At 64.1% G+C, this 13,005-nt stretch carries 10 protein-coding genes; 6 read left to right on the top strand and 4 right to left on the bottom strand.

The features are described from left to right. Positions 1 to 456: 456 nt before the first annotated feature. From C8D78_RS20145 to C8D78_RS16550, 5 genes are all read left to right on the top strand, one after another. A complete protein-coding gene (locus C8D78_RS20145) occupies positions 457 to 903 on the top strand; it encodes a DUF4236 domain-containing protein (RefSeq protein ID WP_425266715.1) in 447 nt (148 codons plus the stop codon). Positions 904 to 1,354: 451 nt separating this feature from the next. Beyond that, positions 1,355 to 1,909 carry a hypothetical protein gene (locus tag C8D78_RS16565; RefSeq protein ID WP_208641989.1) on the top strand — a complete coding sequence of 185 codons (555 nt, stop codon included), beginning with the start codon at positions 1,355 to 1,357 and terminating at the stop codon, positions 1,907 to 1,909. A 469-nt stretch (positions 1,910 to 2,378) separates the two neighbouring features. Beyond that, positions 2,379 to 3,119, top strand: a complete 741-nt coding sequence (locus tag C8D78_RS16560) for a C2 family cysteine protease (protein ID WP_167467935.1) — start codon at positions 2,379 to 2,381, stop codon at positions 3,117 to 3,119. Positions 3,120 to 3,288: 169 nt separating this feature from the next. After that, entirely contained in the window at positions 3,289 to 4,251 is a 963-nt protein-coding gene (locus tag C8D78_RS16555) for an undecaprenyl-diphosphate phosphatase (protein ID WP_120954966.1), read from the top strand. Between the two features lie 176 nt (positions 4,252 to 4,427). Further along, a complete protein-coding gene (locus tag C8D78_RS16550) occupies positions 4,428 to 5,270 on the top strand; it encodes a COG4705 family protein (protein ID WP_120955065.1) in 843 nt (280 codons plus the stop codon). A 106-nt stretch (positions 5,271 to 5,376) separates the two neighbouring features. Here the strand turns inward: C8D78_RS16550 and C8D78_RS16545 are convergent, their stop codons facing one another. Further along, positions 5,377 to 6,486: an alkaline phosphatase family protein gene (locus C8D78_RS16545; protein ID WP_244208448.1), complete on the bottom strand. Its 1,110-nt coding sequence runs from the start codon at positions 6,484 to 6,486 to the stop codon at positions 5,377 to 5,379. 305 nt (positions 6,487 to 6,791) lie between these two features. Next, positions 6,792 to 8,495, bottom strand: coding sequence for an alkaline phosphatase family protein (locus tag C8D78_RS16540; protein WP_208641988.1), 1,704 nt, complete (start codon positions 8,493 to 8,495; stop codon positions 6,792 to 6,794). A gap of 708 nt (positions 8,496 to 9,203) precedes the next feature. Between C8D78_RS16540 and C8D78_RS16535 the strand changes: the two genes are divergently transcribed. Then, positions 9,204 to 10,265 (top strand): S1C family serine protease, encoded by a 1,062-nt coding sequence (locus tag C8D78_RS16535; RefSeq protein WP_341867126.1) that lies wholly within the window; start codon positions 9,204 to 9,206, stop codon positions 10,263 to 10,265. 76 nt (positions 10,266 to 10,341) lie between these two features. Here the strand turns inward: C8D78_RS16535 and C8D78_RS16530 are convergent, their stop codons facing one another. Both C8D78_RS16530 and C8D78_RS16525 read right to left on the bottom strand, forming a co-directional pair. Next, on the bottom strand, positions 10,342 to 11,313 hold the full coding sequence (locus tag C8D78_RS16530) for a magnesium transporter CorA family protein (protein ID WP_120955063.1): 972 nt from the start codon (positions 11,311 to 11,313) through the stop codon (positions 10,342 to 10,344). A gap of 19 nt (positions 11,314 to 11,332) precedes the next feature. After that, positions 11,333 to 12,760 carry an FtsW/RodA/SpoVE family cell cycle protein gene (locus C8D78_RS16525; RefSeq protein ID WP_120954963.1) on the bottom strand — a complete coding sequence of 476 codons (1,428 nt, stop codon included), beginning with the start codon at positions 12,758 to 12,760 and terminating at the stop codon, positions 11,333 to 11,335. Between the last annotated feature and the right edge of the window lie 245 nt (positions 12,761 to 13,005).

Raw genomic sequence — 13,005 nt, 5'->3', positions numbered from 1 at the left:
CCGCCTACAAAGGCCAGACCATCACCCTCTGGTTCAACACCCACCTCGACGGAGCCTCACCGGCAGATGACACCTGGATGTACCTCGACGACGCCACCCTCACCAACAGCTGATGAATATTCCGCCGGGACTGTGCAATTAACGATGTGTCCGGCTCGACACACCAGATGAGTAAGTCAACTTGATTCAGGACCACTGAGACTGGGCGATTCAGGACGTCCGTTTAATGGTGGATCCACCGTTATTCAGACACTCCCGCATCGACGGAAGATGGCAACGATCTAGGGGCTGCCCAATTCGCGTGCAATCGTCTGTACGGGGGGGCAGGTCAGTAGCCGATTCCCCAGTTATTGGTATGCCCGAGACCGTCCTTTTTGTGTCTGATGGGACGGGTTGCCCTTCGCGAATCCTTGAGGCTTAGAATCTCCCCTATGGGGGACGAGTGCTTCCTCGTGATTGTTTATTTTTTTGGGGGGCGAGTTGGGGTTCCGTTACCGCAAGTCGAAGAGTTTCGGGCCTGTGAGAATCACGGCGTCGAAGCGCGGGGTGAGTGCGAGCTTTGGGGCAGGCCCGTTCCGGGTTACGAAGTCCACGACCGGCCGCACCACGAGCACAGTCAGGGTCCCTGGAACGGGCGCCTCGTACGTGACCACCCGCTCTGGGCGCCGGTCGACACAGAGGCCTGCTACCCTGGGGTCCCAACCGGCTCGCCCGCAGGTTGCGCGTCAGACCATCGGCGACGAGACATGGCGGAAACTCCTCGCTGCCGATGGGACAGCCCCGGCGTCGGAGTTCCAGCGTAACTTCGTCCGTGCGGCCGTCGCACGAGGAACGGGCAAGCGCCCGAGCCTGATGCACCTGACTTTGGGACAGTCGGCGCGCGTCCTGGAGTATGTGGGTTAGAGCCCGGCTAAGCTGAACGCCGGCGGTCGTGGCGTGCCGAGCTTAGAGAAGGCCGGGACGTTTGCCAAGTGGACCATGTTCGGGGTGCTGCTGCTGATTGTGACGGTATCCTCACCTACCGGATTCCTGCTGGCGGCGGGGATTGTCGGGCTGATGTTCCTGTTGCGGAAGCGACGCCGTGACCGGCAGGCCTGGGAGGACGAGGCTTGGGCGGTGGGTCCAGTCAGCGGCGTGCAAGGAACCGCGGTTCACGATGTCCAGATGAAGGCCCCGGCGGATCACACCGCCCCAAAGCGGGTCGCATCTGAGGCTCAGGCGCCAATTTCGCCAGTCACTCGCCCCTTTTCCTTAAGCCTGGGGCTGTATCGCGTGTCGCTCGGCCGGTCGGATTGGCCGAACGTCGAAGTCGTGGGCGAGCACGCGTACAGACAGGCGATCAAAGCCGCGCTGCGTGGCGGTTACTACGGCTCGCATCTGGGCATACGACGGCGGCGATCGGCTCCAAGCCCGAGTCACAGTCGCACTGCCTGATCCGGAGTTGATCGCGCCGCTCAACGAAGCCCCGGCGGGCGCCACCACTCTTGTACCGTGGGGTTCGGCGATTCAAGTCCTCAAGGAGGAGGACCATTTCGACATTCTTTTCAACTACGTGCCACCGGGAGGGGTCGGTCTCCTGATCGTCAGTCTGCACAAGGCGATCCGCACACTTAAGCACGGTGCCGAGCGTCCCTTTGTCGAAGTCCGGCTTGAAGGTGAACGCGTCGGTGAGCTTAGCAACGTCACCTCGGTGCATCTGCTGCCGCTTCTCGAGCACACCGAAACCATCGGGGAAACAGCCCTCGCTTACGCAAAAATCACGGGCTCAGCCCTCGCTGCCCAGCTCGTACTGCGGGCCGCCAAGGCCTCCGAGATCAGCAACGACTGGCTATCCGGCGGTCCGCACCCGGCCCCAAAGATACTTCCATGGGCCACGGAATATGAGGTCCCGCCCGCTTACGCGACATAGGAGACACCCCGGACAGCTCCGATCAAATTGACCGGGCCAAGACGACTGGTGAGAAAATGTCAGTCGCTGCCCGCGGGCGTTCCTGTGAATTCCACAGCTTTACCTGTGAATAGTTCTCTGCTTCTTGCGCCCAAGTGGTTGCCCGGGGCAATCTGTTGCTCAAATGGTGAATAGGTCGCGGACGGCGAGACCGCCGGTCAAGACCGCTGTATCTCGCCATTATTGTGAGGCACAAGCCCGCGGATCGGGAGGGCACACAGAAATGAAACGGGCAGAATCCAGACCGGCCAGGCTACGCGCCATCGGAATATACTCGCTGATTGCCCTGATCGTCGTCGTTGGACTAGCGCTGATTCTCAGGTCCCGTTCGACCCTCACACCTGATTCGGCCCCGACGCCGCCTATCCCGGGGACCGGTGCGCCGACACCGACCTCGGGAGCGTCAGGGCTTCCTGCGAATAATCCAACAGTGTCCGGGCGCGCGACCTACCAGCAGGTCCCGAATCAGGTCCTGTTTGCACTTGATAGCGCCGGCAAACCCAATATCTCTGGGGACCTGACGAACATCGCGCAGGGCGACACGGGCGATTGCTATTTCCTGGCAGCGCTGATGACGGTGGCCGCCCGATCGCCTGAAACCGTATTGAAAATGGTTCACGATAACGGCAACGGCACTTACACGATCTCATTCCACAGCAGATACGACGGCGTACCCAACCCCGTGACGGTGACCGTCAACGGTGACCTTCCGTACGACCGCGACAAACCGCTCGAAAACGGAATAGAAAATATCGACGGCAAAAACGTTTCATGGGCTGCGATTATCGAGAAGGGGTGGGCGGCGGCAAACGGTAACAGCTATGACGGCATCGAAGGCACCGACCTCAGCAACGCCCAGGACCACGATGTGCATAATGGGCTCTATGCCATCACCGGCGAGGCTGGCATCGACCGGAACCCCGGCGGTCCCATGACGGACGTGAGCTTTGCTCAGATCGCGGAGGATTTCGCGAATGGCCTCATTACATTGGGGACCTCGAATTCCGACGGCCAGTTGGAGTCCGACCATTCCTACGCGTTGCTGGGCGTGAATTCCTCCGACCAAAGCGTCATCGTAGGGGATCCGCTGGGCGGCCAAAAGACGCTGTCGTTTGACACCTTCCAGTCCACTAATATCAACCAATACATCGCGATACCGGCTTTTCCCTAACCCCGCACGGTCGGCCTCGCACCTGTAGCGGTGAGGCGGAGCAGCTGCAAGTCGTCCATGGTCGGTCTCCGGAAGCCGTCCACGGCTCGCGGTCTACGCCTGCCCGGCTGGGAATACGTCGGCGGGGCCCGCTCATGTTCCCGTCATGTGCGCCTGATAGTCTCCGCGCATGATCACCATTCTTCAGGCCGCGATTCTCGGTCTCATTCAGGGCGTCACCGAACTCTTTCCCATCTCCAGCCTGGGCCACAGCGTCATTTTGCCGGCGTTGTTCGGTTGGGGGCTGGACCAGAACAACCCGGCCTTTTTGACCTTCCTCATCGCCACCCATCTTGCGACGGCGATCGTCCTGTTCGTTTTCTTCCTCAAAGACTGGATTGAGATCTTCAAAGGCCTTGGCCGGTCCGTCCGGGACCGGAGGATCTCCGCCGGTGACACGTACGCGAAGCTTGGCTGGCTGCTTATCGCCGGAACGATTCCAGCCGGGGTCCTGGGACTGGTCCTTGAAAAGCCCATCAGGAGCCTTTTCGCGTCTCCGCTGCTTGCCGCCGGGTTCCTGGTGGTGAACGGTCTGGTGCTTTTCGCCGCCGAGGCACTCCGCCGGCGCAAGGCAACGCCCGCGCCGGTATCCGCCCCGGCCGCCGCAAGGCACGGTTCCGGGCTCGGCTCTTCCGCCCAGGAACTGGCCACACCGGACCCGCATGTCACCGCATCCGTCGAGAGCGCTGACATGGCTGACTCCCGCCTGGCCGGGCTGTCATGGAAACAGGCGTTCGGTATCGGCTCCGCCCAGGCCGCGGCCCTGCTGCCGGGGATTTCCAGGTCCGGCTCCTCGATGGTCGGCGGGCTGCTCTCCGGGTTGTCTCATGAGCACGCCGCGCGGTTCAGCTTCCTGCTCGCCACCCCCATCATCGGTGCCGCGGCGGTCCTGAAACTTCCGGAGGTGTTCAACCCCTCCATGGCAGATGAACGGGGAGCGTTTCTGGTCGGGGCCGTGTGTGCCGCAGCGGCAGCGTGGTTCTCGACGAAATTCCTCCTCCGGTTCTTCGAAACCAAAAGCTTGACCCCGTTCGCCGCCTACAGCGTTATTGGCGGAGGCATCTACTTCACCGCACTCCTGCTGATGGGCTGACACGCCCAGCCAACTGCGTGGTGCCGTTATGCGGGGCAGAGGGCAAGACATGGACCGCCGAGGGCCGATGAGGGCTCATCGCGAGATGCTGGGGCAGCACCGGGGCCTTATGGAACGCTGTCCTGATGCAACGCCATGTTCAGGTAACTGTAGGGACCGCGGGGCACAATTGCGGGATGACAAATTCCCGACAGCAGGACATTTCACGAACCGGCGGCTCGTCTGCCGTTTTGGAGCCGGGCGCCCAGGCCCGGAGACTGGCTCCCGCACGCCGGGCCGGGGCCAAGGTCCCGGAAATCACGGCTTGGTTCTGGGCGGCCAAGGTACTGACGACCGGGATGGGCGAGACGACGTCGGACTTCATGGTCCATCACATGGACCCAGCCGTGGCTTTAGGCCTGGGCGGGTGCGGCCTGGCCGCTTCCCTTGTTCTGCAGTTCGGGATCCGCCGTTACGTCCCTTGGGTCTACTGGCTGGCAGTGGTTATGGTCAGTGTCTTCGGGACCATGGCTGCCGATGCGGTGCACGTCGTGCTTGGCGTGCCATATCTGTTGTCGGCGGTGTTCTTCCTCATCGCCCTGTCGGTCGTTTTCCTCCTCTGGTATCGGTCCGAGAGGACCCTGTCGATCCACAGTGTGGACACGCGGCGCCGCGAAACTTTCTACTGGACCGTCGTGCTGGCAACGTTTGCCCTTGGCACGGCGACGGGCGACCTGACCGCTTACAGCCTGGACCTCGGATATCTTGCCTCGGGCGTCGTGTTCGCCGCGGTGATCGCGGGGGCGGGCCTCTGGTACTGGCGTGGTGGGCTTGCGGCGATACCTTCGTTCTGGTTCGTGTACATCCTCACCCGGCCGCTCGGGGCATCCTTCGCCGACTGGACAGCCGCTTCCTCCGAGCGGGGCGGTCTCGGCTGGGGGACCGGGCCGGTCAGCCTTGGCCTCGCCGCGGGCATGGCAGCCCTGGTCACCTACCTGTCAATCGCGGGTAAGAGGAACGCTCCCCGCCACTTCAGCTAAAAGAATGCACACAGCCCGTCCCGGAGGCCGAAGAGCGCCGGGGCCGGGCCGTCCCTCGAATACTGCCGACACGGCGGTGGACGGACGGGATATCCGGGGCACGGGGTCAGGGTTTGTTGGTGAGAACGTCGGTGCCGAAGGGTTTCAGGTTGGGGGCCCCGGCGTAGCCGAGGCGGGGCAGGGAGAAGGTGTCCTCGATGCTGGCGAGCAGGCTGTAGTGGTTGTAGGGGGTGTTCGAGGTAGTTCCGGCTTTCGTGAAGGGCGAGAGCACAAGGGCGCCGACCTTTCCGCCGGCCGTGCCCCCTGGCAGCAGCCCGTCGGGTCCGGTGGTGCCGCCCTCGGATTCGTCGAAAGTGATGACGAGCATGCCGTCCTGTTTGTAGGCAGGGGAGTCCAGGATCGTGGGGACCTGCTGGCGGAGCCACGCATCGGCGCTGGTCAGTCCGCCCGGGCTGCCGTCCACGCAGGGACTGTCGTGACCGTCGTTGCAGAGGTTGGGGGTGAGGTAGGACAGGTTCGGCGTCGTGTCGACGGACTTCAGGTCCTCGGCCAGATGGGAGAAGGCCACCACGTTGCGCTGGCACTCCGGGGAGGAGGTGATCGACTCGAAGTACACGAAGGGATTGTGGCGGGTGGCGTACTGGTCGCCCGCCGCGGCGCTCTGGTGGTCGTCCTCGGCCCCGAGCTGGGGGTGCTGGCAGGGAGTCTGCATGTCCTCCATGTAGCCCTTCCAGCTCTTCCCGGCAGCGCTGAGCTGACCCGCAACGGTGGGAACCGAGCCCGGATAGACACAGCCGTCCCCCTGCACCTGGCCCGGCGTGGCGGTCCCGGTCTGCTCGAACGGGGTGTAGGTCGGGCAGTCGTCCCGGGTCGAGGCGTTCGATGCCTGGCCGGATATCTGGGCCAGGTAGTTCGGGTTCGAATTGTGGGCAATGCCGTAGTACTCAGAGAGCAAGACTCCCTGTGCGCGCAGGGTCTTGGACAGGTACTGCGCTTCCGAGTCGGCGCCCCAGACCTTGTAATAGCCCTTGTTCTCGAGATTGATCACGAACACATGTCCCGGGACCCCAGCGGCCGTCTTGGTCCCGGTGGAGGGGGCGGGAGCGGGCGACTGGCAACCGGCCGTCGAAATGGCGAGGGCTGCGGCAAGAATGAACCACGGGGCCCGGCTCGTGCGCTTCCGGGAACGTGCTGGGGTGGGATTCCGGCGCATCATTTCCGGCTTTCTCTCGAAACGGACCGGGCAGTCAGCGGTGAGCGGCCGCCGGGACGGGAACACCCGGGCCGGTTAGCGGTACGATCCCGACGGGTCTACTCCCGGCTTAGATACCACCTGGTTCCAGAACTGTTCCACAGCGGACGCGGGATTGCCATGAAGAAACCTTGGGAATTCCTTGTGAAGTCACCCCGCGCAACGCTCAGCGTATCCGCTGTCCCCATCGATTCGAGATCAATGCTCTGTCGCCTGCCAACGCCGGAAGGCTCCCGCGGGAGCGCTCCGGCGTTGGCCGGGAGGGCGGGTCAGCGCTGGGGCAGGGCTTGGGTTCCCTCGATCTGCACTGCCTGGAGTTTGTGCGGGTTCAGGCCGAGGGTCTTGAGGATTGTCGGGGCGATCTGTGTGGTTTCGACGGCGCGGGTCACGGTGCGCGCCTTCTGATCGTTGCCGCCGGAGATGACGAGGGGCACGTTCCGGTCGTCGGTGGAGGCGCCGCCGTGTTCGGCGATTTTGGACTTGCCGCCGGTATAGACGACGCCGGTCTGTGCGATGCCCAGGATGTCGGGGTAACGTGCGTCGCCGCTCTTGGTGCCGAAGTAGCCGGCGACCTCGCTGCCTGCGTAGATCTTGCTGAGCCCCGAGGTTGGGAGAGTTCTGGGGGCACTGTTGATGTCGCTACCGGCGGCCGGGTGGGCTGCGAGGTAGTCCTTGGCGAACTGCGAGGCGGCCTGGGAATGGTCGGCGAGCCAGAGTTGCATGATGTCGTCGTCGGTCGAGAACGTCACCAGGTCCGCGGAACCCGGGCGGGCGGCCTTCCAGGCGGCATTGAGCCCGTCGATGATCGCGCCGTCGGGAACCCTGGTGAGTTGGTTCGGATCCATCGGTGACTGCCCGTGCTTCGCCGAGAGGATGACGGTCGTGTCCTTGGCGTGCCCGGATGCGGACAACGCCGATTCCAGCGTCCCGACGGAGGTGTCGATGTAGTCCAGGGCTTTGCTCAGCAGGGGTCCCGGCACAGCGCCGCCCGGGAGATAGCCTCCGGGGAGGCCGTCCGACGTCGGGAGCTTCTGGGCGGTGGAGACGGACTGGAAGTTCATGCCGAAGATGGCCGGCACGGCCGCGGCCCGGGTGCCGGAGTGGTCCTTCCCGCCGATTTCGTTCAGGACCGCCTGGACCTTGTAGCCGTCATATTGCTGGGTTGCGGCGTTGTCCTTTGTCCAGTCACCGGTGTACGGGGCGGGTGCCTGGCTGTTGATCTCGGGCGTGAAGAGATCATCCACGCCCTTGCCGGAGGGACCGTTGAGGATTTCATACGCGGGGTGCTTGTCCGCCCACGCGGTACTCAGACCCGCGCTCTTGGCGACTTCGAAGACCGTATTGACCTTCAGATACTGGTGCGGGTAAACGGGCTTGCAGGTGGCTGGGTCCACGGGCAGAGCAGCCGGATTGAGCAGGGACCCGGGCTGGCCGGTCATGGTCATGATGCCCGAGGGCAGCCCGGTCACGCCCTGTCCGGCGTCAAGCGCGTTCGGGTCCTTGTCCGCGGCCTCGGTCAGTGCCACCTCGGTCCCGGGGACCGTGTTTTTGCAGTCGGTGGTGCCGGCGGGAAGGAGCGCCCGGTTGAAGGTGTCGTCGTAGTAGATTCCGGTCGTTCCGGGGTTGCCGCCGGTGAATTGCCCGACCATGCCAGGGAAGGAATCGGAAGGCACGGGAGTTTGTGCGTGGGTGTAGCTTGTGCCGTGCTTCACCAGCGCGGCCAGCGCCGATTGCGGATGAGCCGCGACATACCAGTCGAGGTCCTTTTGATGGAGGCCGTCCACGGACAACACCAGGACGTGTTTGGTGTCCGTGCCGTCCGGGCGATCCCGCTGGCCGGAACGGTGATCCTGGGCACCGCGGTTCTCGTGCCCGCCGGCGTCGGCCATGGAGGGTGCTACGGCCGTACCGGCCAGCAGAGCGGCCCCTAGGAGAGCGGCAGCGGTTACGGCTGTGGTTCTTGCTGAAGTCATGGGATGAGACCTTTCGGCGCAACTGCGCCCGCGTTGGGATTCGTCCCCCCGATTCTTGGCCATGGGGCAGGCAGTGCGAGCGAATATGTGGCTTTCGTGGAGAGGGTTCGCGAATCGTTCACGGGCCGGTCGCCGAATTCAAAGGAACTTCCCAGATTCCCGGCTAGCACTGTCCCTTCGCCGGGACCCGGGGGCCGTGCAACCTCGTTGAGCCGTCAACCGCCATTTGAGACTTCTCCCTACACCGTTGTCCGGCCGTGGCCGTAGTGGCCGAGGGCGGCTGCCAGTAATTTCTAGTCGCTTATTTAAAGGATCACAGTCTGCTCACAGCGGCCCGACAGAGCGTCGACAGCGAAGGCTTTGAGGATAGGGACATGGCTTCGAAGTTCTCGAGGTGAACAAGGTTTGGGTTCCCGCGAGCTCCCGTTCGTAACAACAGATGAATGCTGACCTTAGGGATTGTTCGCCGCAATAGGCGGAGGGGCAACTTGGACAGCAACGACGAGATCAGGATGAATGATGAACGAACACGAGTTTCGCGCCCACAACCCAGGACCCGGGGCGGAGGCGGTCGTTGCCCGCCCGGCAGGAGCCATAGCGCCAGCCGGCGTAACTGGCCCGAAGCCCCGCAGGCGCGTTGGCACCGGAGTATTTGTTGCGTGCCTCCTGGGTGCGGGCGCCTTGGGCGGGGCCGGCGCTGCAGGGCTGATGTCGATGTGGAACACGTCGGCCGCGGCATCCGGCACCCTTCAAACAACCCACTACACGCCCGTGGTCATCAACAATCCCGACAGCGTCAACCCGGTGACGGCGGCTGCGCAGAAGGCCTCGCCCAGTGTGGTGACGATCGGCGCCAGCTCCGGCACCGCCGGCGGCACCGGGTCCGGGATCGTTTTGGATGCTTCCGGCCATATTCTGACCAACACTCATGTGGTCACCCTGGACGGACAGGCCGCAAACGCGGCCATCGAAGTTCGGACGAGCGACGGCAAGGTCTATCCGGGGACAATTACCGGAACTGATCCTCTCTCCGACCTGGCCATCGTCCAGATCACGGCCCCGGGACTGGTCCCTGCCTCTCTCGGCGACTCCGGCAACGTCAAAGTCGGCGACACCGCCATTGCCATCGGAGCACCGCTGGGATTGAGCGGGACTGTTACGGACGGCATCGTCTCGGCGGCGAACCGTACTATTGAAACCTCGTCCTCGGCCGCATCCGGCTCGCAGGCAGGGTCAGCCAGCGACGCGCAGGGATCCATCAGTATCAACGTCATCCAAACAGATGCGGCTATCAACCCGGGAAACTCCGGAGGCCCTCTGCTGAACGCGAACGGTGAGGTCATCGGCGTCAACGTGGCCATCGCGTCGGCCGGAGCCACGTCCTCCTCCTCAGCCCAGTCTGGGAACATCGGCGTCGGCTTCTCCATTCCGGTTAATGATGCGAAACGCGTCGCCCGGGAACTCATCGCCTCGGGCGCGGCCACACACGGGCAACTGGGCCTCTCGGTCCAGGACAAGGCGTCGGGAACCTCGGAGTTCACGGCCGGTGCAGAGGTCGCCGCGGTGACACCGGACTCGGCGGCGGACAGGGCCGGTTTGAAATCCGGAGATGTCATCACCAACCTGGGCAGCCGCAGTGTGACGGATTCTTCCGAGCTCACTGCCGCCGCGCGGGAACAGGCAGCCGGCGCCACCGTCAAAGTCAGCTTCATCCGCGCAGGCCAGGTGCACAGCACCGACATCACACTCGGCGCGGCCACCACCGGTTGAGCGGGCAGCCCGCGGAGGGTCGTCCATTGGAACTGGAACCAGCGGTGCGGGGAACCTGTCCTCAGGGCAGTGTTTTCTAGATCCAGTCGCGTTTCTTGAAGGCCAGGTACAAGAACAGTGATCCGCCGGCCATCAGCGCGCTGGAGAGCCAGAGGCCGTAGTCGCTCTGGAAGCCGAAGAACGGCACGTTTTGCCCGAAGAAGCCTGTGACGGCGGTGGGTACGGCGATGATCGCGGCCCAGCTGGTGACCTTTTTCATGACCAGGTTCATCTGGTTCCCCTGGATGCTGATGTGGGTTTCCAGGATGGTGGTCACCAGGTCACGGAGTGATTCGGTCCACTCCGCGGCGCGCAGCACGTGGTCGTATACGTCTTGGAGGAAGGGCTGCATCGCCGGGCTGCAGCCGACCAGATCATCCCGGCGCAGAAGAGTGTTGAGGACTTCTCGCATGGGCAGCACCACGCGGCGGAGCCGGACCAGGTTCTTGCGCAGTTCGAAGGTCTTCCGTTGCAGGTCGTGGTCGGGGGAGTGGTCATCGAACAGGGATTCTTCGAGCGCGTCGATGTAGCCGTCGAGTTCCTGGACGGCGTCGAAGTGTCCGTCGACGATCAGGTCCAGCAGGCCCCAGAAGAGGAAGGGAACCCCGTGGACGGTCAGGTCAGTCTCGGCGTCCCAGTGTGCCATCAGTTTGTCGGTGTCGAAGTCGGGCCCGTGGACGGTGACGAGGGCGTTTCGGGTCACGAATGCGGAGATCTCGGCGACGGCCAGTTCACCGGTGCCGGGCCGCAGGTGGGCTTCGTAGGCCGAGAGGAACAGGTGGTTCGGGTAGCGGTCCAGTTTGGGCCGCTGGAAGTCGTGGACGGCGTCCTCGACGGCGAGCCGGTGCAGCCCGTACACCGTCTCGACGCCGAGAAGGTCATCCGCGGTCGGATCCGTGAAGTCGATCCAGAGCACGACGTCGTCCTGGCGGGCCAGGGCCTCGATCTCGTGGGCGCCGACGTCGTCGCGTTCGAGTTTGCCTTCGCGGTACATCCTGATGAACACCATCCGGCCCATGGTACGGGAGCTATCTCCGGGCTTGCCTGGGGTGCACCATGCGGGGGCGATAAAACTCTTCAGGGCGGGCGTCCATGCGCCCCGGGGCGGTCAGGCCGGCCGGGAGCGGGCCCGTTGCGTCGGGGCGGCGGGCGGCATCGCTGATGCGCAGAAGCAGGGCAACGATGATCCAGTTTGCCAGCAGGGAGGATCCTCCTGCGGAGAGGAATGGGGTCGTTAGGCCGGTGAGCGGGATAAGGCGGGTGACGCCGCCCATGATGATGAAGCATTGCAAGGCCATGGCGAAGGACAGGCCGCAGGCGAGCAGTTTCCCGAACGGGTCCCGAGTCCCGAGGGCGGCCCGGAACCCGCGCGTGAAGAGCAGCAGGTACATCGCCACAATGGCGAATAAACCGACTAAGCCCAGTTCTTCCCCGAGGGAGGCAATGATCATGTCGCTGTTGGCGAACGGCACCAGGTCCGGGCGGCCGAGGCCGAGTCCGTTTCCGAGCAGCCCGCCGTCGGCCATCCCGAACAGGCCCTCGACTATCTGGGCGCTTCCGCCGGGGAATCGGACGAAGACCTTCGGGTCAAAGGCGTTGACCCAGGCGTCGATGCGGAGACGGACATGGGGGAAGATGGTGGCCGTGGCGTATCCGCCGAAGGCCATGAGGACCAGTCCCAGCAGCATCCAGCTGGCCCGGCTGGTCGCGACGTAGATCATGACCATGAACAGGCCGAAAAAGAGGATGGACATGCCCAGGTCGTGCTGGAAGATGAGCACGCCGACGCTGACGGCCCACGCGGTCACCATCGGACCCATGTCCTTGACGCGGGGGAGTTGCAGGGGCCCGATTTTCCTGCCCGCCAGCAGGATCAGGTCCCGGTTGTCGGACAGATATCCGGCGAAGAAGACAGCCAACGTGATTTTGACGATTTCTCCGGGCTGGAACTGCAGGGGGCCCAGCCGGATCCAGACGCTGGCACCGTTGATGTCCCCGGCGGAAATGCCCGGGACCAGCGGCAGCATGAGCAGCACGGCGCTGATGGCCAGGGAAATGAACGTGTATCGGCGCAGTACGCGGTGATCCGTCAGGAACCACAGGACGGCGGCGGCGATCAGGACGGACACAGCCGTCCACTTGAGCTGGTTGCCTCCCGCGTCCGTCCCGGTGGCCGCATCCAGGCTGTGGATCATGGCGATGCCGATGCCGTTCAAGGACACGACGATGGGAAGGATGACGGGGTCCGCGTAGCTTGCCCGCATCCTCAACACCACATGGAACACCACAGCCAGGCCGGTCAGAGCTCCAGCCTGGGACCAGAACCCGCCCCCCAGAACCTCATGCCTGTCCAGGCTCACCATCGCGCTGGCGCCCAGCCCGAGGGCCAAGGCCAGCAGCAGCAGGAGTGCCTCGAGATTCCGGCGCGGCTTCACGACGTCATGCTGCTGCCTCATGTACGGCCTCTTTCCGGGCGGGAACGCTCGTCGGGCCCCGGTGGCCCGGCGGTTAGCCGGACGGAAGGAGCCGGGCTGGCGGCCAGGTTTTCGGATCGCGGCAGCAGGCGTCGGGCAGTCGCTATTCTACTATTCCAGGGCCCGGCGCCGGGTTGGCCTTCCTGCCGGCGCGGACTATCCATCAGGAACAGTTGCAGGAGCAGGAGCAGGAGCAGGAGCAGGAGCAGTTGCTTTGCGCCAAAGCG

It is taken from the genome of Arthrobacter oryzae, assembly GCF_003634095.1.
Lineage (GTDB): Bacteria > Actinomycetota > Actinomycetes > Actinomycetales > Micrococcaceae > Arthrobacter > Arthrobacter oryzae.
This window is presented reverse-complemented; position numbering and strand designations above follow the sequence as displayed.